At 64.2% G+C, this 25,324-nt stretch carries 25 protein-coding genes; 15 read left to right on the top strand and 10 right to left on the bottom strand.

The genetic code is table 11. The features are described from left to right. Positions 1–521 precede the first annotated feature (521 nt). The 3 genes from GIW81_RS16935 to GIW81_RS16925 all read left to right on the top strand — a co-directional run bounded on the left by GIW81_RS16935 (position 522) and on the right by GIW81_RS16925 (position 5,843). The gene (locus GIW81_RS16935) at positions 522–4,340 is read left to right on the top strand and encodes a vitamin B12-dependent ribonucleotide reductase (RefSeq protein ID WP_154740504.1); all 3,819 of its coding nucleotides are present in this window, start codon (positions 522–524) and stop codon (positions 4,338–4,340) included. Between the two features lie 225 nt (positions 4,341–4,565). Next, on the top strand, positions 4,566–5,177 hold the full coding sequence (locus GIW81_RS16930; protein ID WP_195930620.1) for an ImmA/IrrE family metallo-endopeptidase: 612 nt from the start codon (positions 4,566–4,568) through the stop codon (positions 5,175–5,177). Positions 5,178–5,228: 51 nt separating this feature from the next. Further along, positions 5,229–5,843, top strand: a complete 615-nt coding sequence (locus GIW81_RS16925) for a hypothetical protein (protein WP_154740502.1) — start codon at positions 5,229–5,231, stop codon at positions 5,841–5,843. Positions 5,844–5,858: 15 nt separating this feature from the next. Here the strand turns inward: GIW81_RS16925 and GIW81_RS16920 are convergent, their stop codons facing one another. Continuing rightward, positions 5,859–7,199: a septal ring lytic transglycosylase RlpA family protein gene (locus tag GIW81_RS16920; protein ID WP_154740501.1), complete on the bottom strand. Its 1,341-nt coding sequence runs from the start codon at positions 7,197–7,199 to the stop codon at positions 5,859–5,861. Between the two features lie 166 nt (positions 7,200–7,365). Continuing rightward, positions 7,366–8,106 (bottom strand): competence/damage-inducible protein A, encoded by a 741-nt coding sequence (locus GIW81_RS16915; protein WP_154740500.1) that lies wholly within the window; start codon positions 8,104–8,106, stop codon positions 7,366–7,368. Positions 8,107–8,322: 216 nt separating this feature from the next. Between GIW81_RS16915 and sfsA the strand changes: the two genes are divergently transcribed. From sfsA to msrA, 4 genes are all read left to right on the top strand, one after another. Next, a complete protein-coding gene (sfsA, locus tag GIW81_RS16910; protein ID WP_154740499.1) occupies positions 8,323–9,036 on the top strand; it encodes a DNA/RNA nuclease SfsA in 714 nt (237 codons plus the stop codon). Between the two features lie 105 nt (positions 9,037–9,141). Then, positions 9,142–9,657, top strand: coding sequence for a peptide-methionine (R)-S-oxide reductase MsrB (msrB, locus tag GIW81_RS16905; RefSeq protein ID WP_210251955.1), 516 nt, complete (start codon positions 9,142–9,144; stop codon positions 9,655–9,657). A 48-nt stretch (positions 9,658–9,705) separates the two neighbouring features. Continuing rightward, a complete protein-coding gene (locus tag GIW81_RS16900; RefSeq protein ID WP_154740830.1) occupies positions 9,706–10,089 on the top strand; it encodes a YkvA family protein in 384 nt (127 codons plus the stop codon). A 12-nt stretch (positions 10,090–10,101) separates the two neighbouring features. After that, positions 10,102–10,764, top strand: coding sequence for a peptide-methionine (S)-S-oxide reductase MsrA (gene msrA, locus GIW81_RS16895; protein WP_154740498.1), 663 nt, complete (start codon positions 10,102–10,104; stop codon positions 10,762–10,764). 20 nt (positions 10,765–10,784) lie between these two features. On the opposite strand, the gene GIW81_RS16890 is transcribed toward msrA, so the two are convergent. The 4 genes from GIW81_RS16890 to GIW81_RS16875 form a co-directional block, all read right to left on the bottom strand. After that, complete coding sequence (locus GIW81_RS16890; RefSeq protein ID WP_154740497.1) at positions 10,785–11,750, bottom strand: catalase family peroxidase; 966 nt, start codon at positions 11,748–11,750, stop codon at positions 10,785–10,787. A gap of 93 nt (positions 11,751–11,843) precedes the next feature. Continuing rightward, positions 11,844–13,268, bottom strand: a complete 1,425-nt coding sequence (locus GIW81_RS16885; RefSeq protein WP_154740496.1) for a carotenoid oxygenase family protein — start codon at positions 13,266–13,268, stop codon at positions 11,844–11,846. Between the two features lie 48 nt (positions 13,269–13,316). Then, positions 13,317–13,706: a fluoride efflux transporter CrcB gene (gene crcB / locus GIW81_RS16880; RefSeq protein WP_324615081.1), complete on the bottom strand. Its 390-nt coding sequence runs from the start codon at positions 13,704–13,706 to the stop codon at positions 13,317–13,319. Between the two features lie 100 nt (positions 13,707–13,806). Then, the gene (locus tag GIW81_RS16875; RefSeq protein WP_154740495.1) at positions 13,807–15,873 is read right to left on the bottom strand and encodes an elongation factor G; all 2,067 of its coding nucleotides are present in this window, start codon (positions 15,871–15,873) and stop codon (positions 13,807–13,809) included. A gap of 399 nt (positions 15,874–16,272) precedes the next feature. Here GIW81_RS16875 and GIW81_RS16870 point away from each other — a divergent pair, with 399 nt between their 5' ends. Beyond that, positions 16,273–16,446: a hypothetical protein gene (locus tag GIW81_RS16870; RefSeq protein WP_154740494.1), complete on the top strand. Its 174-nt coding sequence runs from the start codon at positions 16,273–16,275 to the stop codon at positions 16,444–16,446. A gap of 173 nt (positions 16,447–16,619) precedes the next feature. Here the strand turns inward: GIW81_RS16870 and GIW81_RS16865 are convergent, their stop codons facing one another. After that, a complete protein-coding gene (locus GIW81_RS16865; RefSeq protein WP_154740493.1) occupies positions 16,620–17,822 on the bottom strand; it encodes a pyridoxal phosphate-dependent aminotransferase in 1,203 nt (400 codons plus the stop codon). 304 nt (positions 17,823–18,126) lie between these two features. Here GIW81_RS16865 and GIW81_RS16860 point away from each other — a divergent pair, with 304 nt between their 5' ends. From GIW81_RS16860 to GIW81_RS16850, 3 genes are all read left to right on the top strand, one after another. Continuing rightward, complete coding sequence (locus GIW81_RS16860) at positions 18,127–18,549, top strand: hypothetical protein (protein ID WP_154740492.1); 423 nt, start codon at positions 18,127–18,129, stop codon at positions 18,547–18,549. Positions 18,550–18,648: 99 nt separating this feature from the next. After that, positions 18,649–19,134, top strand: coding sequence for a sortase family protein (locus tag GIW81_RS16855; RefSeq protein WP_154740491.1), 486 nt, complete (start codon positions 18,649–18,651; stop codon positions 19,132–19,134). Positions 19,135–19,301: 167 nt separating this feature from the next. Continuing rightward, positions 19,302–19,481 (top strand): hypothetical protein, encoded by a 180-nt coding sequence (locus tag GIW81_RS16850; RefSeq protein ID WP_154740490.1) that lies wholly within the window; start codon positions 19,302–19,304, stop codon positions 19,479–19,481. An 18-nt stretch (positions 19,482–19,499) separates the two neighbouring features. Here the strand turns inward: GIW81_RS16850 and GIW81_RS16845 are convergent, their stop codons facing one another. Both GIW81_RS16845 and GIW81_RS16840 read right to left on the bottom strand, forming a co-directional pair. Continuing rightward, positions 19,500–20,216, bottom strand: coding sequence for an SDR family oxidoreductase (locus tag GIW81_RS16845; protein WP_154740489.1), 717 nt, complete (start codon positions 20,214–20,216; stop codon positions 19,500–19,502). Between the two features lie 48 nt (positions 20,217–20,264). Then, complete coding sequence (locus GIW81_RS16840) at positions 20,265–20,624, bottom strand: DMT family protein (protein WP_154740488.1); 360 nt, start codon at positions 20,622–20,624, stop codon at positions 20,265–20,267. Between the two features lie 186 nt (positions 20,625–20,810). Between GIW81_RS16840 and GIW81_RS16835 the strand changes: the two genes are divergently transcribed. The 3 genes from GIW81_RS16835 (at position 20,811) to GIW81_RS16825 (ending at position 23,076) form a co-directional block, all read left to right on the top strand. Continuing rightward, positions 20,811–21,437 (top strand): TetR/AcrR family transcriptional regulator, encoded by a 627-nt coding sequence (locus GIW81_RS16835; protein ID WP_154740487.1) that lies wholly within the window; start codon positions 20,811–20,813, stop codon positions 21,435–21,437. Continuing rightward, positions 21,434–22,000: a VOC family protein gene (locus GIW81_RS16830; RefSeq protein ID WP_154740486.1), complete on the top strand. Its 567-nt coding sequence runs from the start codon at positions 21,434–21,436 to the stop codon at positions 21,998–22,000. The genes GIW81_RS16835 and GIW81_RS16830 overlap by 4 nt, the downstream gene beginning before the upstream one ends. Before the next feature lie 188 nt (positions 22,001–22,188). Then, positions 22,189–23,076, top strand: coding sequence for a polysaccharide deacetylase family protein (locus tag GIW81_RS16825; RefSeq protein WP_195930616.1), 888 nt, complete (start codon positions 22,189–22,191; stop codon positions 23,074–23,076). Positions 23,077–23,088: 12 nt separating this feature from the next. On the opposite strand, the gene GIW81_RS18875 is transcribed toward GIW81_RS16825, so the two are convergent. Next, positions 23,089–23,529: a nuclear transport factor 2 family protein gene (locus GIW81_RS18875; protein ID WP_195930615.1), complete on the bottom strand. Its 441-nt coding sequence runs from the start codon at positions 23,527–23,529 to the stop codon at positions 23,089–23,091. Between the two features lie 268 nt (positions 23,530–23,797). Between GIW81_RS18875 and eat the strand changes: the two genes are divergently transcribed. Further along, on the top strand, positions 23,798–25,294 hold the full coding sequence (gene eat, locus GIW81_RS16815) for an ethanolamine permease (RefSeq protein WP_154740483.1): 1,497 nt from the start codon (positions 23,798–23,800) through the stop codon (positions 25,292–25,294). Positions 25,295–25,324 lie beyond the last annotated feature (30 nt).

Raw genomic sequence — 25,324 nt, 5'->3', positions numbered from 1 at the left:
CAATCCGCTCACCTCGGCGCGGAAGCGCGGCAGATGCGCCACAGTCCGCTGCCACGGAATCGACATAGGCTGCTGTCGTCGGCCGTTGCGGCGAGATGCGTTTTCCCATCCCCGCAAGCCCTCGGAAATCCGGGCGCAAAGCGGGCACGACGCACAAAACTCCCCACATGAAATCCACGGCTTTTCCCGGGAGTTATTGGGGTGTCTATCTACATCTAGTATGGGTGCGACCCGCAACACACAAACTCTTTGGCGTCGGACGTCGAATCGGCCACTTTGAGTGAGCGCGGTCCACGTTGCCGCGAGTGTCCCGCAAGGGACATCGCTGTGGCTCTCAGGTTCGCGTTCAGTATCGGGTCCGTCGACCCAATCCAAACATCGCGTAGGTGGCAGGCGAAGGCGCTGGAAGGCGTTTCCGCCAACGGCGGAATTGTGCCCGTCGCCTAACGCAGCCGACAACAAACAGACGGCGTTTCCAGTCTCGCTTAGCGCCCCGCAATGCACATCGGGGGACTACTTCTATGAAGATCACGCGGCGCTTCACCACTGCCGGCACCTCGCCCTACGACCTCATCGAATTCCGCCGCGCGACCAGCGAAATCAAGAACCCCGACGGCTCGATCGTCTTCCGCCTCGAAGGCTTCATGGTGCCGGCGCAGTGGAGCCAGGTCGCCGCTGACATCCTGGCGCAGAAGTATTTCCGCAAGGCCGGCGTCGCCCGCCGCCTGAAAAAGGTCGAAGAGACCCAGATCCCCTCATGGGCATGGCGCTCGATCCCCGACGAGAAGGCGCTCGCCGAACTGCCGAAGGAAGACCGCTACGGCGGCGAGGCCGATGCCCGCCAGGTCTTCGACCGCCTCGCCGGCACCTGGACCTATTGGGGCATCAAGGGCGGCTACTTCTCGACCGAGGAGGACGCGCAGGCGTTCTTCGACGAGCACCGCTACATGCTGGCGATGCAGATGGCTGCCCCCAACAGCCCGCAGTGGTTCAACACCGGCCTGCATTGGGCGTATGGCATCGACGGTCCCGGCCAAGGCCATCTCTATGTCGACTTCGAGACCGGCAAGCTGACGGTCTCCGACAGCGCCTATGAGCACCCGCAGCCGCACGCCTGCTTCATCCAGTCCGTCGCCGACGATCTCGTCAACGAGAACGGCATCATGGACCTGTGGGTGCGCGAGGCGCGCCTCTTCAAATACGGCTCCGGCACCGGCTCCAACTTCTCCAGCCTGCGCGGCGCCAACGAGAAGCTGTCGGGCGGCGGCAAGTCGTCGGGCCTGATGAGCTTCCTGAAGATCGGCGATCGCGCGGCCGGCGCCATCAAGTCGGGCGGCACCACGCGGCGCGCCGCGAAGATGGTCGTCGTCGACGTCGACCATCCGGACATCGAGGAATACATCAACTGGAAGGTGAAGGAGGAGCAGAAGGTCGCTGCCCTCGTCACCGGCTCCAAGATTTGCCAGAAGCGCCTGGCCGCCGTGATGAAGGCGTGCGTCAACTGCGACGCCGATGTCCTGCCAGAGGCGGGCAAGAAAGACCTCCTGCCGGAGGCGGGCATGGAAGAGCGCTGCTTCGATCCGGCGAAGAACCCGGCACTCAAGCGCGCCATCAAGGAGGCGCGCCGCGACGAGGTGCCGAACAACTACATCCTGCGCGTCATCCAGTTCGCCAAGCAGGGCTACAAGGAGATCGAGTTCTCCACTTACGACACCGACTGGGACTCCGAGGCCTATCTCACCGTCTCGGGCCAGAACTCCAACAACTCGGTGCGCGTCACCGACGACTTCCTCAACAAGGTCGAGGAAGACGCCGACTGGGACCTGATGCGCCGCCTCAACGGCAAGCCGCACAAGACGCTCAAGGCCCGCGATCTGTGGGATCAGATCGGCCACGCCGCCTGGGCCTCGGCCGACCCGGGCATCCAGTTCCACACCACGATCAACGACTGGCACACGTGCCCGAAGTCGGGGCCGATCCGCGCCTCGAACCCGTGCTCGGAGTACATGTTCCTCGACGACACGGCGTGCAACCTGGCCTCGGTCAATCTGATGACCTTCCGCAGCCAGGAAACGGGCGCGTTCGACGTCGAGGGCTTCGAGCACGCCTGCCGGCTGTGGACGGTCGTGCTCGAGATCTCGGTGCTGATGGCGCAATTCCCGTCGCGCCAGATCGCCGAGCTCAGCTACCGCTACCGCACGCTGGGTCTGGGCTTCGCCAACATCGGCGGTCTGCTGATGGCGGGCGGCATTGGCTATGACTCGGCTCCCGGCCGCGCCATCTGCGGCGCCCTCTCGGCGGTGATGACCGGCGTCGCGTATGCGACCTCGGCTGAAATGGCGCGGGAGCTGGGACCCTTCCCCGGCTACCACAACAATGCCGCCGACATGCTGCGCGTGATCCGCAATCACCGCCGCGCCGCGTACGGCCAGAAGGACGGTTACGAGAAGCTCGCAACGCTCCCCGTGCCGCTCGACCATGCCTCGTGCCCTGACGCGTCGCTCATCGAGGCCGCCAAGCGCGCGTGGGATCAAGCCATCGCGCTCGGCCAGAACCACGGCTACCGCAACGCCCAGGCAACGGTTATCGCGCCCACCGGCACGATCGGCCTCGTCATGGACTGCGACACGACCGGCATCGAGCCCGACTTCGCGCTGGTGAAGTTCAAGAAGCTCGCCGGCGGCGGCTACTTCAAGATCATCAACCGCGCCGTGCCGGAGGCGCTGCGCACTCTGGGATACCGTCCGAGCGAGATCGCCGAGATCGAGGCCTACGCCGTCGGTCACGGCTCGCTGGCTCAAGCCCCTGCGGTCAACAACGCCAGCCTCAAGGCCAAGGGCTTCGACGCCGAAGGCCTGGCCAAGATCCACGCCGGCTTGGAAAGCGCCTTCGACATCAAGTTCGTCTTCAACAAGTGGGTGCTCGGCGAGAGCTACATCGTCGACAAGCTGAAGGTGTCGGCCGACAAGATCAAGGATCCTGCCTTCGACCTTCTGACCGCGCTCGGCTTCACCAAGAAGGATATCGAGGCGGCCAACGAGCACGTGTGCGGAGCCATGACGCTGGAGGGCGCGCCGCACCTCAAGGCCGAGCACATCTCCATCTTCGACTGCGCCAATCCGTGCGGCCGCAAGGGCAAGCGCTACCTCTCGGTCGACAGCCACATCTACATGATGGCCGCCTCGCAGCCCTTCATCTCGGGCGCCATCTCCAAGACCATTAACATGCCGAACGAGGCGACTGTCGAGGACTGCAAGGCGAGCTACATGCTCTCCTGGAAGCTGGCGCTGAAGGCCAACGCGCTCTACCGCGACGGCTCGAAGCTCTCCCAGCCGCTCAACTCGCAGGTGCTCGGCGACGACGCGGACGAGCAGGAGGAGGTTGCCGAGCAGCTCACCGCGGACAAGCCGCAGATCGAGCGGGCGCTGGCTGCCGCCGAGAAGCTCGCCAGGCGCGTCATCGAGCTGGAGCGCAATCTGAAGCATGCCGAGCAGCAGGCAAATGCGCGCGAGCGCGAGAAGCTCCCCAACCGCCGCAAGAGCTACACGCAGAAGGCCACCGTCGGCGGCCACAAGGTGTACCTCCACACCGGCGAGTACGAGAACGGGCGTCTCGGCGAGATCTTCATCGACATGCACAAGGAAGGCGCCGCCTTCCGCTCGTTGATGAACAACTTCGCCATCGCCATCTCGCTCGGCCTGCAGTACGGCGTGCCGCTGGAAGAGTACGTGGAGGCCTTCACCTTCACGCGCTTCGAGCCGGCCGGCCTCGTCACCGGCAACGAGACGATCAAGAACGCCACCTCGGTGCTCGACTACATCTTCCGCGAGCTCGCCGTGTCCTACCTCGGCCGCCACGACCTGGCGCACGTCGACCCGCGCGAGATCGTCGGCGAGACGGGCCTCGGCTCATCCGATGAGGCGACCGACGAGACGCTCGACCTCGAGCTTCCCGACAGCGTCAGCAAGGTTGTGTCCAAGGGCTTCATGCGCGGTAACAAGCTGCGCCTCGCCACCTCCGGCGGTCGCGGACCGATGGAGACGGCGGTCGCCGCCCTCGAAGATCTCACCGGCGCTTATCCGGCGGTCGAAGGCGACACCGCCGTCTATCCGATGACCGACGGCGCCACGGCGCTGAAGGCCGAAACGGTGATGTACGCGCGGCGCACGGTGACCCGCTCCGACGTCTCGGTGAAGGCGCGCGAATCCGATTTGAGGGCTGAGGCGCGTGTCCGCGGCTACGAGGGCGAGCACTGCCGCGAGTGCGGAAACTTCACGCTCGTGCGCAACGGCACCTGCCTCAAGTGCGACACGTGCGGCGGCACCAGCGGCTGTAGTTGAGAGCCCGCGGCTGTAGTGGAGAGAACCACAATGGACGATCGTGAGGACAGACTTGGGCGTCCGATCCCAGCTCGTCATCTGGAGGAATTAGCGGCCTCGCTCCGTGCTCGGGCTGGCGTCTCAGATGACGACCCTGACTTCGATGTCATCCGCGCTTTGTGGCGCTTGGCGAAACTTCCAGGCCCACTTCATGGGCTGCGGATTACGCCACGTAGTGACGATCACATGGACAACAAGGAAGCTTGGGCAACGACTTCACCTCCTGAAATCACGATTAGAGAATCACGGCTTAACCAGCCGGACGATCCAGAGACTCGCTTCATCCTGTCGCACGAACTATTTCACGTCGTACTTCATCCCGAAGTGCGAAGCTTTCTCGTTGTCGACGGGAACGCGAAGCTTGATTTCCGCTGCAAAGACGACTTGCTAGCAATTTACCACAATGACGACTCGCACGAGCTCCAGGCCACGGTTGGCGCGCGTGCTTTCCTAATGCCGGAAAAGCTCGTACGCGGCAGTCTCACGGCGTCGGCGCTGGCTAAGTGTTGTCGCGTCCCACAACGTGAGGCAGCACTGCGCTTTGCACAGTTCCCAACCGCGAAGAAATGCCCCGGCGAAGTAACTGCTTTCCTTGCGGCGGGGCGCGCGGCAGAGAAGCTGAGGCTTTGGAAAAATCTGGCGGCCGTCCGCGGAGAACCTCCCGAACAAGTACGTTTGGCGGGTCTATTTCGAATCGACTGGAATGAATTTCATATGATGACCCAATGCGGGTGGACCGTAGAGAACGGGAAGATCGTTCCATATTTAGAAATGTGCGCCGCTCGCTTCGGCAGGTAGTTGGCCCGCAACACTTCGAAGATCGCTCGGGCTGCAGCTAAGGCATCGACAATGACTGACGACGCGATGATGAAACGCCTCGATGCGCCGGCCAGCGTCTACCTGCTGGCCGAGCATCTGGATGCCGCGCTCGCCGCCGGCGAGGACCTGACCAGCGTGCTGTTCATCTGGCCGGGCGCGCCGCCGCGCGACCCCGAGCGGATCGCCGATCTGCGCGCCGGCCAGCGCGCCGCGATCGAGCGCATCCGCACCTTCGAGTTGGCGCTGATCGCACGCATCCTGAAGGGTCGCGAGTGGGCCGTGGAGGTCGGGCTCAACGAGGATCGCTTCGCCATGATGGCGCGGCTGTACCTGGCCGGCACGCTGATCCTGCTCGATGCCGTGGAGGAATGCGCCGACGTCAGCGCCGCCGACTTCGACGCCGGAAACGGGTTAGTCGGCTATGTGAGAAGCCGCGGGATGATCGCCGCGGACGCGCCGGGAATCGTCGACACGGCGCCGCTGGTAGCTGGCGAAAACTTCCTGGTCGCCCGGCGCCTCCCGCTCGGCGCCCTGCTCGACCTCGTCGCGCAATTCCTCGACACCCTCGAGGCGGAATACGACCTGTTCTTCGCATACAAAGACGGCGGGTCGGCCTTCAGCCTTCCCGCCGCTCTGTTGCGTTGAACGTCTAGCCGCGCGTTACAGCGGTCGGAGGTTGTCCGACATCGTCTGGCCGGCGCTGCGGCTGCCGCCCTCGCTGTAACCGTTACCGCCACCGTAGCTACGCTCCGAGTAGGCGACGCGCGGGTTCTCCTCGCGGTAGCTGCGGCTGCCACGCTCTTCGTAGCTCGCCACGTCGCGACGCGAGCGGCGGCGCTCGGACTTGTTCGCCGTCTTGGTCGACTTCTTCGACTTGGCCGACTTCTCGGACTTATCGTCCTCGTCGTCGCTCCGCGCCGTCTTCTTCTTGCGCGGCTTGGCATCGTCGTAAGCGGCGGCGGCAAGCTTCGCCTTCGCGCCCTTCTCGGCTTCCGGTGCCTTTCTCGGCTCCGGCGCATTTCGGGGCTCAGGTGCCGCCTTAGCGGTGGAGTCAGGAGCCGCCTGCGTAATGGAGGATGTCTCCGTCACGGAGGACGTCTCGGTAACGGCCGACAGTCTCACCGGGCCATCGGTGACGCGATCCTCGCCCCACTTCGACTGCGTGCCCGCGAGGCTGGCGTTCTCATCCGGATGGCTCTGCGTGCGGAACCCGCCGAACGCCAGCGAGGTGCTGGGCGGCGTGTAGGCAATGGTCATCGTGCGGCCCATCGACTGCGGTGCCTCGGCGACCAGCATATCGTTGGAGCCGATGCTCTGACCGGAGAAGGCGTTGGCCGTCGTAACCGGAGCGAACGGCGAACCGGTCGTTGCCTTGAAGGCGAGCACCACGGCCATGCCGCGCTGCGCCTCACCGAGGCTCGCGTACTGGCCGATGTCGCCAGGGACCGGATCATACTCGCGGTTCTTGACGTACTTCGTCTCGGCCACTTCCGGCGCCTTGATGACCTGCATCTTCAGCTTGGCGACCCCTTCGCCCTCGAAGCCAAGCTTCTCGGCGGCGGCGCGCGACAGGTCGAGCGTGCGATTGCCCCAGTAGGGTCCGGCGTTGTTTACGCGCACGACGAGCGCGCGCTTGTTGTCCGGATTCCAAACGAGGATCTGCGTACCGTCCGGAAAGACCGGGCTCGCAGTGTTGTCAGGACGATCCGGATGGAAACGCTCGCCCGATGAAGTGAGACCGCAGGGATTGAAGCGGTCCTTGCTGCAGTCGTCGTAATGCGAAGCGACAACGGCTTGCTCGACGCCAACCAGCGCCTGCGTCTCTTCAATGGTCTTAACTCGATGGCACTTGCCAACGAAACAATAGGTCTTACCCGGCGTCTTGGCCTCAACGGCTGTCGTAAGGGCTGCCGGAATGGCCACCGCGCCGATCGCCGACGCGATCGATGCGATGCACGCCAGGCGAACGCGCTTCGCCCAGGTGGATCGGTTACACGCCATTACAGAACTCCATGATTGTTTCTTTTAGCGACCGCGAGAACACCGGTGCAGAACGATCAGTTCCGCGCCGACGCCCCCCGGAGCGATCCGCATGAAACAGCAGGAAGAGGAGATAACGCGGCAAATCACTGCGTGATGCCGCCGCTGCGACGGATGGCCGCTAAATTCACAATAAACCGCGCGCGCGCAGCGCGTCGTTCAGTTGATCTTTCGCACGCGCGAGCAGCGCTGAATCTGTTGAACGCAGAACGAGTTGAGTAGAGACGCGACCTTCGGCGAACGTCGGATAGCTTCCCATTGCAACATCGGGAAACTTTTTTTGATGGGTGGCAAAAATATCGGCGACGTCTCCCTCGGGACGAAAAAGTTGGATCGTCGCGGTGAGCATTTTGGCGCCGGTGCGCAATTTCGCGGTCACGTCGTCGAGCATCACTTGCATGATATCGGGCACGCCGGCGAGCACGATGACGTTGCCGATCAGGAAGCCGGGCGCCACGGAAACCGTATTCGCAATGAGCTCGGCACCGCGCGGAATGCGCGCCATCCGCATGCGTGCGGGCGTCGCTTCAATACCGCGGCGCGCGAAGAAAGCGTGCAGCAGTTCGACGGCGCGTGGATCGTGATCGATCGGAACGCTCATCGCTTTGGCGATCGCATCAGCCGTGATGTCATCGTGCGTCGGCCCGATACCGCCGGTGGTGAAGAGATACGTGTAGCGCTCACGCAGTGCGTTGACCGCTTCGACGATCGCCGCTTCGGCATCGCCAACGACGCGCACCTCTTGCAGGCGGATGCCCACGCGCGTGCAATGCGCGGCGATATAGTTGACGTTCCGATCCGGTGTACGGCCGGAAAGGATCTCGTCGCCGATGACCAGCACCGCCGCCGTGACGATGTCGCCGCTCAACGTCTCTCTCCGTGTGTCCTAGCGAGTGCGCTTCTTAGCACCTAGTGTCCCGATCCCGAAGTTCGCCAGTGTTCGTGGCTAGAGCTGGAGCGAACTTCGGGATCATAAGGGACACTAGAATCGTACCCTTGCTAGTGTGATTCAGATCGAGAAATTCGCTCGGCACCTAGCCGCTCATGATTGCGAATTTCTCGATCATCACACTAGGCTCGCCGCATGCGATTCCCCTCCCCCCTCGTCCGCGGCCGCCTGGTCCAGCGCTACAAGCGCTTCCTCGCCGACGTGCGGCTGGACAGCGGCGAGACGATCACCGCCGCCTGCCCGAACACGGGCGCCATGCTCGGGCTGACGGCGCCCGGCGCAGTCGTGTGGCTGTCGCGCAGCGAGGCGGCCAACCGCAAATACCCGCATACCTGGGAGATGGTCGAGGCCGACCTCGGCAGCGGACCGACGCTCGTCGGCATCAACCCGCTACACCCCAACCGCCTCGTCGGCGAAACGATCACCGCGGGGGGCATCAAGAAGCTTGGCGGATACGAGTCGCTGCGGCGCGAGGTGAAGTACGGCGAGGCGAGTCGCATCGACCTTCTGCTTGAAGACCCGCGCAAGGGTCGCTGCTATGTCGAGGTCAAGAACGTCCACCTCATGCGCCGCGCCGGCCGCGCCGAGTTTCCCGATAGCGTGACGACGCGCGGTGCCAAGCACCTGCGCGAGCTCGCGGCAATGGTGGCGCAGGGTCATCGCGCCGTTATGGTTTATCTCATCCAGCGCGCCGACGCCGAGAGCTTTTCGATCTCGGGCGATCTCGATCCCGGCTATGCCGAGGCCTTCCGAGCGGCGCACGACGCCGGCGTCGAGGCCCTGGCCTACAGCTGCCGCATGAGCACCGAGGAGATCGCGGTCGACAAGTCCGTGCGTCTCGTTCGCTAGCGGCATTGGCGGATGAACTTTCCGTCATGTAACTAAAGGCGGCTTGCAACGTATCTCCGACCGAAGCCTTAGCGCTCTTTACGGTCCGCACCCCGGAGGTGCCATATGCTGACACGTCGGAACTTCGGTCTCGCCACCCTCGCCTTTGCCGCCACGACCGCCGGTTGGCGCGACCCGTCTGCGATCGCCAACGAGGAGACAATGACAACAACAACCACGGCCCCGTTCGAGATCACCAAAACGCCTGAGGAATGGCGCAAAATCCTGACCCCCGAGCAGTTCCAGGTGCTGCGCGAGCATGGCACCGAGCGCGCCGGGACGAGCCCGCTGGATAAGAACTACGCCGCCGGCAAGTACGATTGCGCCGGATGCGACCTGCCGCTGTTCTCTTCCGAGACGAAGTTCAACAGCGGTACCGGCTGGCCGAGCTTCTATAAACCGCTCGACAATGCCGTCGGGAATACCGTCGACAAGACCTACTTCATGACGCGCACGGAAGTGCACTGCCGCCGCTGCGGCGGCCACCTCGGCCACGTGTTCGAGGACGGCCCGCCGCCGACCGGTCTGCGCTACTGCATGAATGGCGTCTCCTTGAAGTTCGTACCCAAAGCGACCGGCTAAGCCGCAGCGGAGCGACCTACCATGACGGCCTCATCGAGCGATGCCTCCATGGTGGGACGCCTGCGTACCTGGGCACGCAGCATCAAGCGCGATGTGCACGCCCTCTATCTATCGGCGCGCGATCCACGCGTTCCCTGGTACGCCAAGGCCGTTGCGCTCTCCGTCGCCGCCTATGCGCTGTCGCCCATTGACCTGATCCCGGACTTCATTCCGGTGCTGGGCTACCTCGACGACCTGATCCTCGTTCCGCTCGGGATCATCGTCGCGGTGAAACTCATTCCGCCAGGCGTGCTGGCCGAACACCGCGCCACGGCACTGCAGGTTCCACTACAGGCGAGCCGCACCGCCGCCTTCGTCATCATCGCCGTCTGGATCGGCCTGGCGCTCGTCACGCTTGGTGCCGTCATCCGCTATTTTGCACCTACGGCCTAAAGGAGGCTTGCCATGCAACGTCTCGCCGTCGCTATCGCCACTGCGATCGTCGCCATCTCCGCCCTGGCGCTGACGCAGCCGCTCTACTCGGCCTCCCCGGCGGCGCCGGCACAGCAGTCTTCCGTTCCGCCCGGCATGGAGGTCGCAACGTTCGCCGGCGGCTGCTTCTGGTCCATGGAGTACGCCTTCGACAAGGCGCCCGGCGTTGTGCAGACCGTCTCCGGCTTCATGGGCGGGCGAACCCCCAACCCGACCTACGCGCAAGTCTCGCACGGAAACACCGGCCATGCCGAAAGCGTGCAGGTGACGTTCGATCCGAAGGTGATCAGCTATCCGCAGCTGGTCGACCACTACTGGCACAACGTCGATCTGCTCGACGCCGGCGGTCAGTTCTGCGATCGCGGCGAGGAATACCGTCCGGTGATTTTCGTGGGCACGCCGGAGCAGCGGCGCGCGGCGGAACAGAGCAAGGCGGTGCTCGACGCCAGCCATCGCTTCTCGACGCCCATCGCCGTGACGATCGCCGACGCCGGACCGTTCACTCCGGCGGAGGACTATCACCAGAACTTCCACAACACGAACACGGCGCACTACAAGCGCTACCGCGCCGGCTGCGGCCACGACCGCCGTCTCAAGGAGCTGTGGGGCTCACAAGCCGATGCGGCAGCGCACTAACTAAGCGCGCCGCCTGCTCGTCACTGCGTGCGCCGGCCGAAGGACACGGCATAGTCCTGCGAGCGCATCGGCAGGATCTTGTCGTTCGGCGACGGCTCGATGCCATCGGCGAGCTGGTTCGGATCGAAGATGCCGACGTCGCACGCTTCCGCATTCTCCAGGCCGGTGATGGAGATCGTTCCGACCTTCACCGACTTGCGGTCCGCCGGCCACTCGGAGGTCGGGTCATCGTCCTGGTCGCCCGGCTGCCCGAGCACCGCGAAGAGATTGTATTCGACCGGGCCCTTGGTGAACTGGTCGTTCAGCTCCTTGGCGTAGAAGTCGGCGCCCTTCGCCTCCGCGTCCTTGTCGCTGAGCCCCTTGAAGCCACCGACGGGCTCGGCCGTCCACTTGACGCCCTGCCGCTCACCCTTGGCGTTGGTCAGATAGAACGTATGCACCCCGAAGTAGTCGGCCGTGGCGTAGCTGGCCGGCGTCTCGCGGGCGGTGAGCCACGCCTTCTGCTTCGTCGAGTTCGGGTTGGCCTTGAAGAAGGCGTCGATTTTATCCTTGTCCTTCGTTGCTACGGTCCGCAGCAGCTCGAGAAACACCTCGGGCGTCTTGGCCACGAAGATGGGAGCGGAGATCAGCAAGAGGTCGCTGACGCTGCCGTCGGGCAACTGGAAGTGCATGGCGATGCCGCGCACGTTGTCCTTCTGGCTGTCGGACGCACTTGGATTGCCGCCGCCGAGTGAAAAGCGACCGACGAGGGGCACAGGCGCCGCGAACTGAGGCGCCTTGGTGAGTGCGGCAGCCTCGGGTGTCGGCGTGAAATTCCCTTTGACGCAAATACCCTTGGTATGGGCCGCCCGCATTTTTGCGTGCGCGCCAAACACGCCATTGAGTGCATCGACCAACTCTTCCGGCTGTGCTTCCTGCGCCGATGCCGGCAGCGCAAACAGCGCCGGCACCAGTGCCATGACGGCTAGCGCTCTTACCACTCCCATTCCCGTTCTCCCTCTGATGGCAACCTTCGGGATGCTATTCGCCGCCGCCGACACGTTCGTGTCAACGAGCGCCGCGCCGCGACGTCGCAGCCGCTAGGTGGCCGGGAAGTAGTTTCCGTGGAAGCTGAAGGGGATGTGATGCGGGCAGTCGGCACGGGCGATTTCGGCAAGCGTTGTTGCATCGAGGACTAGGAGGAAGGACGTGCCGCGGCGCGCGTCGAGCACCACGGACAGAAGAACGCCTTGCCCTTCCTGCTGGGCGCCCGGCGTGGCGACGAAAACCGGCTCGCCGGGGAAGCAGCCGTCGGCGGCCCAAGTCTGGGCCTTTCCGCTCCTCACATCGACGCGGACGATGCTATCGAGGAAGTCGGCACCGGTCTGGCGCCCGGTGCCCCAGACGTAGCTATAGGGCTTACCGGCGCAGCGGTCGTAGTCGATGCGCGGCAGCTCCAGCATCGCGGCGGAGAGCGTGGCGACACCAACCTCGGTCGCACCATCGATCGGCACGGTCAAGCGCGTCAAGCTGCCGGTAGCATCCACCGGCAAGCCCGCACGTAAGCGCGACAGGTACAGCTGATCGATGATGCCGGCATCGCCGTAGGTGGCGACGTCGATGACGATGTCTCCGCCGGCCTCGTATGCATTGATGTGATGGAAGGCGAAAAGCGCGCCGGATGTCCGCGAAGCCACAAGGGCGCCGCTGTCCTTGTCGAATACGTGGATGCGCAGGTCGCGTTCCGGCGTCCAGCGATAATTGAGAATGAACGGCGCCAATCCCAGCATCAACCGTAGCGGATCGACGACCAGAGGAAACTCGGTCAGCACCAGATAGCGCTCGGTCATCGCGAATGAGTGCATGTACGCCGGCTTGTCGACCAGCATCTCGGCGACGACGCGCTCCGGCGACCCATCGTCGGGGATCGCGAACAGCCGATAGTGCGAGCGACGGCCGAAATCAACGACATAGCTAAAACGGCAGGCGCGCCCCGCGTCATGGTGCGGATGGGCGATCGACACCATGCCGCCCACCTCGGCGCTCGCCGCGTAGTGCCCGAGCGTCGCAAGCGTCTCCGCGTCGAAGCGCACGGGCAGCGTCGTCTCGGTCAACGCGACGGTTTCGCCCCCGAACATGTCGACGTTGACGTTGCAGTTGTCGGTAAGGTGCGGCGAGAAAACCGCGGCGACGCGCTGGAACAGCGTCCGGCACGGATCGGTGGCGAACTCGCCGCGCGCCAATGAGCCCTTTGCCGCTGCCTCGCAGTAGCTGTCGCCCCGCAGGAAGCGATTGACGTACGTCACCGCGCCATCCGCGAATGCGAAGCGATGCAGCATCGCTTGGCCGTCGAACCAGTGATTGAGCTTGGTGCTGCCGGCTTCGAACTTGGCCGGCCCGGTGCGCAGCAGACTGCCCGTCAGCCACGCCGGGAACTCGCCTTGCAGCGGCAGGCGCGTCGGCTCGACCTCGCTATCGAGGTCAACAAAGCCTGCGGCGTAGGATACGCGGTCGGAGCCTGTCATGCGCCCTACCTTGCACGTTCAAATAAGAACGAAGCTTCAAGAACGTCGCTATATCGCGTTGAGTTGCGTCGCCAGCAGGTGGCCGAGCCACACGAAAACAAGACAGAGGACCACCGAGCCGAGAATATAGCCGCCGGCGTGCAGCCACTCGCCTTCCTGCATCAGCACCATCGTTTGCAAACTGAAGGCGGAGAACGTCGTGTAACCGCCGCACAGCCCGACGGTGACGAAGGCGCGGATGTTCGGATCGACGACGTAGCGGCCGTCGGGGGCGGTCAGCGCCACGAAGAGGCCGATAATGAACGAGCCCAAGATGTTGATCAGCAGCGTCCCCCACGGAAACGTCTCGCCGAACAGCCGCGTCGCGGCACCCGTGCACCAATATCGCGCCATGCCGCCGAGCGCGCTGCCGACGGCGATCCAAAGATAGGGCTGCACACGTCCTCCGCTGCCGCGATTCAATCGTCCGCGCCGACTTTAACACGCGAACGCCGGCGGCCTATACGACCGCCGGCGCGACACTCTCCCGGCAGAAGGCCTATTCGGCCGCCTGCCGATGCGCGGCGAGCACCTGGTCGGCGAGGCGCCCGGTGAGCTCCGCAAGATGATCGAAGCGCGCCGTGTAGGTACCGACACCCGACGTCGCCGACCGCAGATCGACGATCAGGCTCTCCATCTCGGACGCGGGCATCTGGGCCTGCACCACGTCCCAGCCGCCCCAGCCTTCGCGCGCGTCGAAGCCGAGGATTTGCCCACGCCGCTGCGCGATGATGCCGTTGATGCGCGCGGTTGCCTCGCTCGGCACGGCAATCTCGACCGCCATGACAGGCTCCAAGAGCACAGGCGAGCACTTCGGCAATCCATCCGTCATGCCGATGCGTGCGGCCTGACGGAATGCCATGTCCGACGAGTCCACCGTGTGATAGCTGCCGTCGAGCAAAGTCACTGCTACGTCAACCACCGGGAATCCGAGTGGTCCATGCTGCAAGTAGTCCTTAACGCCGATCTCCACCGACGGGATGAACTGCCGGGGGACGACGCCGCCGGTGATCTTCTCGTTGAACTCGAAGCCGGCGCCGCGTGCGCGCGGCTGGATCTCCAGCACGACGTCGCCGAACTGCCCGTGACCGCCCGACTGCTTCTTGTGCCTGCCGCGCACCTGCGTCGCGCCCTTGATAGTCTCCTTATAGGGCACGAGCCGCGGTTGCCGCTCGACCGCCACGCCGTACTTGCGCTGCAGGCGCTCCAGCGACACGCGCAAGTGCATCTCGCCCTGCCCCAGCAGCAGCATCTGGTGCGTGTCGCTGTTCATCTCGACGCGGAGCGATGGATCGTCCTCGAGTAGCTTGGCCAGCGCCGCGGAGAGCTTCACCTCATCCTTGCGGTCCTTCAACCCGAGGCCGATGCCAAATACCGGTGGCGCAGCCGGAGGTCCCTTCGCCTGTACCGCGCCGCCTTTCTCGGTGCTGATCGTATCGCCGGTCTTGATGCCTTCCAGGCGGCCCAGCGCGACCGTCTCACCAGCCTTCGCGGTGGGACGCTTCGTCGGCTCCTCGCCGCGCAGCGCGAACACTCCGGCAGCTCGCTCGTCGCGACCTGCTGGGCCGGTGACCACGGTGCCGTCGCCGAATTCGCCTGTCAGCACCCGGGCCAGAGAGAGCTTGCCGCCGTGCGCGGTGTGCAGCGTCTTCATGATGTAGGCGGCTGACTTGGTGTTCTCCAGCTTCAGCCGGCGAGCCGTCACATCGACGGTCGGGGCCTCGTGGCGCAATGCCTTCAGCAGCCGGAAGATGCCGTGGTTGTCGCGCGCCGAGCCGAGAAGTACCGGACAGATCAGTCCATCGCGGAACTCCTGCGTCAGGTCCTGATAGATCTTGTCGCGCGAGGTGGGAATGTCGGTGAGGAGTTGCTCCATTAGCTCGTCGTCATGATCGGCAAGCTGCTCGAGCATGTGGAAGCGGGCTTCCTTTTCACGCTCGGAAACCGACGCGGGCAGATCGACGATCTCGGACGGTTCATTCGCCCGGTAGACGAAGGCGCGCTCGGAGGCGAGGTCGACGAAACCGGTGGCGACGCCCTTCTCCCAAATCGGGATCTGGCGCAGCACCAGCGGACGCGCGCTGGCCGGCTGCAGCATCGGGATCAATTCGCGCAGGGAGAGGTTCGACTCGTCGATCTTGTTGAGGAAGAGGAAGTGCGGGATTCCGCGGTCCTCGAGCTGCTTCAGGATGATTTGCAGTGCTGGTACGCGGCGAACATCCGCCTCGCACACAACGACGGCGGCGTCGCAGGCAGTCAGGGCAAGGGCGCCCTCATACTGAAATTCGATCGAGCCTGGGCAGTCGATGAAGGTGAAGTGGTCGTCGAGAAAGGTGGCGTCGGCGACGTTGAGCGAGACGCTCATTCCGTGGTCGCGGGCCTCGGGGCTGGCGTCACCGACCGAACTCTTCTCGGGGACGCTGCCTGGCCGCAGAATGGCGCCAGTGCGCGCCAGTATGGCTTCGAGAAGGGTCGTCTTGCCGCTGAGATAGGGCCCGACGAGTGCGATGCAGCGGGAGCGGGCGCTCCCATTGGCTCCCGCTTTAGGAACTTCGGACTGGGCCATCTGTCTTCCTCCTCTGGTTGGAGGCGCACGCACCCGCGTCGGTCGCGCGCCTCGCGCCTCTAGGAGGAACGCGACTGCTCGATGTTCGCGCCGCAACGGAACGCGCGCAAGCCCTCTTCGCGAAAACTTGCGCGCTGCTTGACGAGAGTTGCTGATCTAAGTCGATTTCGAACGAATATTGCGTCGCACAACAGGAGACAAGAATTCGACTTTCCAATTCGCACCAGCACAATGGAAATTACTTGCTTTGGAACCTTTTTAACGCATGATGAATTCACCGGTTCGTCCAGCCTAGAAAGCGAGCCGGTAGGGTCGCTGAGGGCATTCCGACCCGGAGAAATGAGGCGTGCGATGAGTATGAATAGGCTGATTTCAGCGGCCCACGCTGCGGGCTATGCCATGGCCGCCGAGGACGTCGCGGATCCGCGCACGATCGTTGCACGCGTTCCGCAATCGACCGCGGTCGTCGTGCGCCCGGTGCATCGTGGCGTCGTCGCCAACGCACAGCGCGCGATGCGGCGCATGTGGTTGCAGTGGTTCGCGGACCATTGGGATCACCGCGCGGCCGCCTAAGCGGGTCGTTCGACGTCCGAATGGGCGCGCCTTGGCGCGCCCTTTTTATTTGCCCGCTACAGTCTCGGCACGACCCACACGGCGATCAGCACCAGCACGGCGATCGCGAGCCCCACCCGCCAGATCAGGCAGGTGTTGCATGGCGTTTTTCGCGCGCTGGCCATAACAGTGCTCTAGCGCAGGTTCCCGCAGAACCGCTGGATGCGCCGGCAGGCCTCCTCGAGGACATCCTTGGAAGTCGCGTACGAAATGCGAAATGCCGGCGATGAGGCAAAGGCCGCGCCGTGCACGACGGCGACACCCTCCTCTTCCAGCAGAGCCGTGGCGAAATCCTCGTCGTTGGCGATCTTCTTGCCGGACGGGCTGGTCTTGCCGATGGTCCCTGCACAGCTCGGATAGACGTAGAAGGCGCCTTCCGGCTTCGGGCACTTCAGGCCGTTCGCCTGGTTGAGCATCGACACCACGAGGTCGCGCCGCTCGACGAACTTGGCGTTGTTGGCGGCGATGAAGTCCTGCGGGCCATCCAATGCCTCGACCGCCGCCGCCTGGGTGATCGACGACGGGTTCGACGTCGACTGCGACTGCAGCTTGCGCATGGCATCGATGAGCGCCACCGGGCCGCCCGCATAGCCGAGGCGCCAGCCGGTCATGCAATAGGCCTTCGACAAGCCGTTGATGGTGAGCGTGCGATCGAACAGGCCCGGCTCCACCTCGGCGACAGTATGGAACTTGTGGCCGTCGTAGAGCAAATGCTCGTAGATGTCGTCGGTCATGATCCAGACGTGCGGGTGCTTCAGAAGCACGTCCGTCACCGCCTTGATCTCGTCGCGCGAATAGGCGGCGCCCGTCGGGTTCGACGGCGAGTTGAAGATGAGCCACTTCGTCTTCGGCGTGATGGCGGCTTCGAGCGCTTCTGGCTTCAGCCGGAAACCATCCTCGATCTTCGTATCGACGAACACCGGCTTGCCATCCGCCAGCATGACGATGTCGGCGTAGGACACCCAGCACGGCGCCGGAATAATGACCTCGTCACCGGGGTTCAGCGTCGCCAGCAGCGCATTATAGATCACCTGCTTGCCGCCGGTGCCGACCGAGATCTGGTTCGGCTTGTAGTCGAGACTGTTCTCGCGCTTGAACTTGCGCACGATCGCCGCCTTGAGCTCAGGCGTGCCGTCGACGTCGGTATACTTCGTCTTGCCTTCGCTCAGCGCCTTGACCGCAGCTTGCTTGATGTTGTCGGGCGTATCGAAATCGGGCTCGCCGGCCGACAGCGAGATGACGTCACGACCGGCCGCTTTGAGCTGCCGCGCCTTCGTCGACACCGCGATGGTCGCGGATGGCTGAATGCGATTCAAGCTGTCGGCGATGAAACCCATATTGTCTGGCCTTTCGAAATAGTCCGTTTGGCGCGAGCGGCGCGGACACTATCTGCAGGTCGCGGTGACTTCAATACATCGCGCCGTTGCATTCCCGTGCCGTGGGTTAGGCACGGAAATCGGCGGTCTCGGACAGCCGTTGTGACCGGTGGGCCACAACGAAGAGCGGACCCGCATTAATCAAAACAATACGCCGCCATCGCCACAATGTGTCCCCACACCCGCCACGAAACGGGGTGACCATCCTCACATCACGGAAAGCGTCGGCCGAGCGGCCGGCGTGAGCCAAGAAGGATCTCATGCGATGTCCAATGCGGGGCACTTGAGGTTGATCGTGCGGACCACGGCCGATGCTTGCGTCGGGTTGATCCTCTTTCTCACCTTCGCTCTTGCGGTCGGCGCCTATGAGCGCAACTCGGCTGCGACCCACCGTCTCGGCGGCCTACTGTCGATCAGCTCCAACGCCGGCGATCTTCTCAAATTCTCTATTGATGACAGCCCCTTGATCGCTGCTGCCGTCGTAGCGACCGCCGTTCCGGTACCGCAAGCCGCTGCCTTCAGCACCCCCCACACCATCCCCAAAGGCGCGGGAATGCTGCTTCTGGCCGGCATCTTCTCCGGGATAGTCGCCTTTAACCTCGCCTTTTTCCGACACCTTCGTCGCGAGTACGCCTCCCCGCGGCGAGGTGCTGTGGAGGAGGGGCCCGGCTCTGCTGGGAGCCCTTGACGGTCTCTCCTCCACTCCTAACATTTCGGTAATACGGCTATTGTACTCGGCGAATAGGCGTTAAGCAGGCCGGGCACAGCAACAAAGCGGAGCTGATCAATGGGTAGTGGCGCCATCCGGAAGAATGTTCCGATCGCCGTCGTCGGTTTGGCGGCTGTCGGGCTGGGCGCGGCTGCCGTGACTCTCGGCAACGGCGACGCGGTGGTCGAGCGCGGCTTCAAGCGGGCGATCGCCGACATGGACGGCCAGGCAACCCCGGGCAAGCCGACGCCCGTCGTCGCCGGCAGCGAAGAGTTCTGGCTGACCCACCTGGTGCACGACGCCGGTGCCGCGTCGAGCAGGCCCGTGACCGTGGGTGACCGAATCACAATCTCATCCAACGGACGCGATCGCGTGCTGAACGTGGTCACCGTCGATAAGCTCGATAGCCAGGTGCTGCCGATCTCATCGGAGCGGCCGACGCCGCTATTGCTCGTCACGTGCCGTGACGAAGCCGATCCGCAGAGCCGCCCCGTCCGCTTCCTGATCGAGGCGGGAGACGAGTTACCGGCCCTGTCGTCGGCCAAGGCCGCACGCACACTCTAAGTTCGACAGTTGGCGCCTACCGGCGGCCCTGACGCGTAATCCGCGTCGGGGCCGCTGTCGTATTGCCTCAACGCCTATGCCCCATGATATGGTCGCCCTGTTGCAAGGGAACGTGCGCGCGGCGCCGGACGCGCCGTGACGAGTGCCAATTGGGGGAAGATCTTGCCATGCGTCTCAATCCGCCGACCATCGCCATCTTCCTCATCTCGCTGACGCTCGCGATCCTGGCCCTCATCACCAAGCTCGGCTTCGTGGGTGTCCCGCGCTACCTGCCGCACCAGGAGTTCTGGCTGGCGATCACAGCCTACGTCACGCTGATGGTCGGCAATCTCGTGCGCGGAGTTTGAAGGCCGCAGGCCCCTCGATCACCAAGCGATCGGCGCCTTGTCGCGGAAGAAACCGCCGGTCGGGCCGGTATCCGGCAGCGTCGCCAGCCACACCGCCGTCTCAGCGCCCTGCTCGACTGAGCGCGTGGCATCGGGGCCGCCCATGTCGGTGCGGACCCATCCGGGGCACATCGCATTGACCTTGATCGGCGCCGCCCCCAATTCGGCGGCCGTGACCCGTGTCAGCGCGTTGAGCGCGGCCTTCGACATGCGATACGCGGGGAATCCAGATCCCATCTCGGCGAGCTGGCCCGCTCCCGACGACAAGTTGACCACGCGGCCATAGCCGCCCTTCTGCATGATCGGCACGACCGCCTGCATCGTGCGCAGCGGCCCGAGCGTGTTCGTCTCATAGGTGGCGAGCGCCATTGCGGGCGACAGCTGCAAGACTTTGGATACGTCGGGGGTCTGCCCCTCGTGCAGGACACCCGCGTTATTGACCAGCACGTCGATGCGCCCAAACACACCCAGCACCTCGTCCACGGCCGCGCGAATGCTGCCCTCGTCGGTCACGTCGAGCGCCACCACGGGTGGCTCCAATCCTTCCGAGGCAAGCTCGGCTGCCGCTTCGCGACCCTTGGCAACGTCACGCGAGGCCAGAACGGCCATGAGGCCGGCGCGCGACAGCTGCCTCACGATCTCGAGCCCGATGCCGCGATTGGCGCCCGTTACCAGCGCAATACGTGTTTCGGCCATTAGGTCTCCTGAGGTGACCGCTTGTTGATTTGGGCGACCTTACCTGCCTCAGGCGCGGCCCGAGAAGACAAAGAACGCTCCCACCGCGATGAACGCGAACCCTATGAGCTGGTTCAGACCCATCGGCTCCTTCAGGTAGAGCGTCGAGAAGATCGCGAACACCGCGAGCGTGATCACCTCCTGCATCGTCTTGAGCTCGGCAGCGGAGTAGACGGCACTTCCGTATCGATTGGCCGGCACCGCCAAGCAGTATTCGAAGAAGGCGATGAGCCACGAGACGAGCACCACCGCTGCAAGGGGCTGCTCCTTGAAGCGGAGGTGTCCGTACCAGGCGAAGGTCATGAAGACGTTGGAGAGGGAGAGCAGCAGGATCGGCAGGATATGCGCCGGGATCGTCGGAAGCGGCATTTTTGATCGTCTCCAGATGGAACGCGCTGGTGAGGCCCTTCGGTGCGGTGCACCCCCGCCTATTAGCGAAATTGCGCCCTGCATTCTCCTGTTCGATCGAACGCCTCCGTGCGTGGAATGAGATGGTCGGCTTGACAACATACCAACCGGTTGGTATTTCTTCTGGGTCAGCCCAAGGAAGCCCAGATGTCGCCCCCGGTGAAGCCGTCAGCCCGCAGCAAGATCCTCGGGTCGGCGCTCGCCGTGATCCGTACCAAGGGCTACGCAGCGACCAGCGTCGACGATCTGTGCGCGGCCGCCGGCGTCACCAAGGGCGCCTTCTTCCATTACTTCAAAAGCAAGGAAGACCTCGCGGTCGCGGCGGCCGAGTTCTGGGGGGAGTCGACGAGCGCGTTCTTTGCCGCTGCCCCCTACCATGCGCTCCCAGATCCAATGCAGCGCCTTCTCGGCTACATCGATTTCCGCAAGGCAATCCTCGTCGGCGACATCCCCGACTTCACCTGCCTCGCCGGGACGATGGTGCAGGAGACGTACGAGACCAATCCCGCCATCCGCAACGCCTGCGCGCGCGCCATCACCGATCACGCAGCCAAAGTCGAAATTGACATCGCTGCCGCGCTGGACGCCCGCGGGATGCGGCCCGGCTGGAGCGCCAAGGGCCTCGCCCTGCACACCCAGGCGGTGCTGCAGGGCGCCTTCATTCTCGCGAAAGCCAATGGCGGCGCGCAGGTCGCCGCCGAAAGTGTCGACCACCTGCGTCGTTACATCGAACTGTTGTTCAACTCGTCGAAGCCTCTGGAGGAGACGCCATGAGTAAGTCAGCAACGTCGACCAAAACGAAGCCCGCCGCCAAGTCGAAAGCAGCAGAGAAAAATTCCAACGGCATCGACAAGTTCGCGCCGACGCTGGCGCCGCACATCACCTGCCGCGATGCCGCCAAGGCCATCGACTTCTACAAGAAGGCATTCGGTGCTGAAGAGATGATGCGCCTGCCCGGCCCGGACGGACGCCTAATGCACGCCGCGGTGCGCATCAACGGCGCGACGGTTATGCTCAATGACGAGATGCCGGAGCACGGCGCGCTGTCACCACTGTCCCTCAAGGGCACGCCGGTCACGCTGCACCTCAACGTCCCCGACGTCGACAAGTGGTACGCGCGCGCCGTGAAGGCGGGGGCGAAGGCGACCATGCCGGTCGCCGACATGTTCTGGGGCGACCGCTACGGCATCGTCACCGATCCGTTCGGCCACGCGTGGTCGATCGCGACCCATCAGAAGGACATGACGCTCGACGAGATCCAGGACGCGCTGAAGACGATGGGCAATCCATCCTGTCCGGACGCGGCGAAGGACTCGCAGGGCGCCGCTCGCGCCTGACTTTTTCTCGCAATGCATCATTGTGGAAGGCCGGTCCGCGCCGGCCTTTCGCATATGCGGCGTTACACGCTTGCCACTGTAGCGTGAAGGCTTCACCGGCAATTAAGACGGGGCAGGCGATGGTTTGCGGCTTGCTTCGTACGCGCGGCTCGGGTGAGAAGTCGACCATGAGCCGAGGGACATGCGCCATGAAGAACGCTCTTCTTTTTGCCGCCCTGCTGCTGCCGACGGTGGCGCTAGCCGAGGACCGCGTCGCTAACGCCGCCGCGACGGCAGAAAAGCCGGCCACTGCAGAGCAAGCCGCTCCGCCCGCTGCAAAAGCGCCTGTCGACTGCAAGAATGCCCTCGGCGTCTCGCGCGTGCTCGAGGTCGATACGACCGCCGGCGGCGAATACGGCGAGCAGTACATGCATCCACGGCCGCTGCTCGAGAAGGGCGAGGTCGTCATCACCTTCGACGACGGCCCGCATCCCGAATTCACGCCGCAGATCCTCGTTGCGCTCGCCGCCGAGTGCACGAAGGCGACGTTCTTCTACGTCGGCCGCATGATCAAGAATTTCCCCGACATGGCGCGTCAAGTGCAGGCCGAAGGCCACACGGTCGGCACGCACACCTATACGCATCGCAATCTCGGCGGCACCTCGATGGGCCAGGCGGAGCAGCAGATCGAGAGCACCTTCAACGTCGCCGAGGCGACCTTGCCGAACGGCGTCGCGCCCTTCTTCCGCTTCCCCTACCTGTCCGACCCCCAGCGCGTGCGCGACTATCTGGCGAAGCGCAACATCGCGGTGTTCGGCATCGACGTCGACAGCTTCGACTGGCGCGTCCGCACGCCCGAGAAGGTGATGCACAACGTGTTCAGCGGGCTGGACAAGAAGGGCGGCGGCATCATCCTCTTCCATGACATTCACGCCAACACCGCCAAGTCGATCCCGGCCGTGCTCGCCGAGCTCAAGAAGCGCAGCTACAAGGTCGTACACTTGGTTCCAAAGTCGCGCCTGGAGGCCGTCGCCGCAGCCGAGCCGACGCAAGTAGCGCCGCGCCGTCGGGCGCATCGCCACCGCCGCGCGCGGTGACCCGCGCTTAGCTCAACAGCTGAACAGGCGGAGGAACGCTTCGACCTTGGCGCGGTCGTGATATTCGTCGGCGCGCACGATCTTGCCGCCCTCGATGCGCATGATCATGCGGAACCGGCCGCTGAGTATCTCGCCGCTGCGAACATGGCGGTACATGAACTCGACCTGGTAGCGGACCTCGTCGGCCTTTTCCCGCATTTCCAGCGGCCGGTAGACCAAGTAGTCGAAGTCGCGGCGCACCTGCCGGAGTCCCGCCTCGATCCCCGGTTTCCCCCGCGTCTCGCCGCCGACCGGCAACAGCTCCTCGGAAATGTAGAGTGCGTAGACGCAATTCTCGGCAATGAACTCCATGGCGCGATCGAAGTCGCCGCCGGCCCATACCTCGCTGAACCGCTCCACGACTTGTGTCGGGGTCGCTCTGTCCAATCGTGTCACCGGAACATCGGCAATCATGACAAGCTCCCTGCACGACTTCGCATAGCCACCGGAATTCACGCAGGTTCTAGACGCTCGGAGCGCCAAGCAAAAGCGAGATGCCACGGTGCGCCGGCGGACTGTCAGCCCCTCAACGATACTCTCGGGCGACCCAGACTGGCGGCGCTGCCTGAAACATAAGCACAAATCCCGCGGCTCGCCGAAAAGCAGGACATGACCGTGCGCTGCCCCTGGCATAAGCTCGGGCACCGGTCTAGGGCCGCGGGCGCCAGGGGCGGGGGATGTCATGCAGCAGAAGACGACGTCGGGCAGCGTCACCTACCAGAAGGTCGATGACGCGTACTTCGCGGCGCGCGGCCTAAAGCGCCACGCCGGCGTGTGGCTCCTTTGGGCCCTCGGGGTCGGCGCCGTCATCTCCGGCCACTTCTCGGGTTGGAACCTTGGCCTCGCGTCCGGCGGCTGGGGCGGCATGCTCGTCGCCACCATCCTCATCGCCATCATGTATCTCGGCCTCACCTTCTCCCTTGCCGAGATGAGTCCCGCCATGCCGCACACGGGCGGCGCCTACTCGTTCGCGCGCACCGCTTTCGGACCTTGGGGCGGGTTCCTCACCGGCCTTGCCGAAAACGTCGAGTACGTGATGACCGCGGCGGTGATCGTGTTCTTCATCGGCACCTATGGAGCCGCCATCGTCGGTGCACCAGTGGAGATGCAGCCGCTGTTCTGGGTGGCGGGCTATGTGCTGTTCGTCGGCCTCAATTATCTGGGCGTCGAGCAGTCGCTGAAGTTCTCGCTGATCATCACCATCCTGGCGCTGCTGTGCCTTTTGGTGTTCTACGTCAGCGCCATCCCGCACATCGATTTTAACCGCTGGGCGCTGAATATCGGCGAGGGCGGTGGCCTGCTGCCCGAGGGCAACGGACCTCTCTTCCCGTTCGGCGCTTACGGCGTGCTGGCGGCGCTGCCTTTCGCCGTGTGGCTGTTCCTGGCCATCGAGCAGCTTCCGCTCGCCGCGGAAGAGTCCGTCGATCCCAAGCGCGACATGCCCAAAGGCATCATGCTCGGCATGTTCACGCTCATGCTTTCCGCATTCCTAGTGCTGTTCCTCAACCCCTCGGTGATCGGCGTCGGCTCGTTCAAGCTCGGAACCTCGGGCGAGCCGCTGCTCGACGGCTTCCGCGCCATCTATGGCGAGGGCTTTGCCAGCGCGCTGGCGCTCGTCGCCGTCACCGGCCTCGTCGCCTCGTTCCACGCCATCATCTTTGCCTACGGACGGCAGATCTACTCGCTGTCACGCGCCGGCTATTTTCCGCGTGCGCTGTCGATCACGCACGGCACGCGCAAGACGCCGCATATCGCCATGGTCGTCGGCGCATTGCTGGGCCTCGCGGTGATGCTGACGGTGTGGTTCGTCCAGGGCGCCGACCAGGGCGCCAAGGTGATCGGCGGCACGCTGCTCAACATGGCGGTGTTCGGCGCCATGTTCTCGTACGTGATGCAGGGCCTCACCTACATCCAGTTGAAACGCAAGTTTCCGCACATCGACCGGCCGTACAAGAGCCCGCTCGGCAACGTCGGCGCGGCGCTCACCGTGATCATCGCGCTGATCACGATCTACATGCAGCTGCAGGACCCCGTGTATGTCGTCGGCGTCTCGTGGGTGGCGGCGTGGTTCGCCGTGGGCATCGTGTATTTCGCGCTCATCGGCCGCCACAAGCTGATCCTCTCGCCAGAGGAGGAATTCGCGATGGCCCGTGGCGAGGCAGCGTACAAAACGTCGTAAATGCAGGGCTAATCGGCGTTAGCCAGCCCG

Source organism: Hyphomicrobium album, from assembly GCF_009708035.1.
GTDB lineage: Bacteria > Pseudomonadota > Alphaproteobacteria > Rhizobiales > Hyphomicrobiaceae > Hyphomicrobium_A > Hyphomicrobium_A album.
The sequence above is the reverse complement of the archived record's forward strand: the minus strand, read 5'-3'. Positions and strand labels throughout refer to the sequence as shown.